Source organism: Legionella feeleii, from assembly GCF_001467625.1.
Lineage (GTDB): Bacteria > Pseudomonadota > Gammaproteobacteria > Legionellales > Legionellaceae > Tatlockia > Tatlockia feeleii.
On sequence record NZ_LNYB01000085.1, the window covers coordinates 84,116 to 84,432 of the forward strand.

Below are 317 nucleotides of genomic sequence, written 5' to 3' on the forward strand. Positions count from 1 at the left end.
GAAATAGTCGAGTAACATTACTCAAACCATAGCATCGCCTTTTTAGAACCTTCACTTTATTATTAAATCCTTCAACAAAACCACTATTGTTACGCGCATTAAAGTAGTTGGCGATGATATCCATATGTTTATTGAGTGTTTTTACAAAGCGATTAAAAGTATTCGTTCGGGCAAATACGGGTTGCATTGAAAGAGAAAATTAATTTAGAGGGTTTAGGTTAAAGGGCAAGAGAGCCCTATAGTCTTCTGCTGTTTTGCAAGAGCGGATGTTTTCAAAAAGAGTTTTTAGATAATCAAAGGGATTAAAACGATTAGCT

The 317-nt window shown here is 34.7% G+C and carries 2 protein-coding genes; both read right to left on the reverse strand.

Going from position 1 to position 317, the window contains the following annotated elements; translation table 11 throughout:
• Positions 1-187: transposase (locus tag Lfee_RS16805; protein WP_193786968.1), on the reverse strand; the 187-nt coding region annotated here is incomplete at its 3' end.
• A 12-nt stretch (positions 188-199) separates the two neighbouring features.
• Positions 200-317, reverse strand: a 118-nt coding sequence (locus Lfee_RS17920; RefSeq protein WP_193786955.1) for a transposase domain-containing protein, incomplete at its 5' end; no start/stop codon positions are given.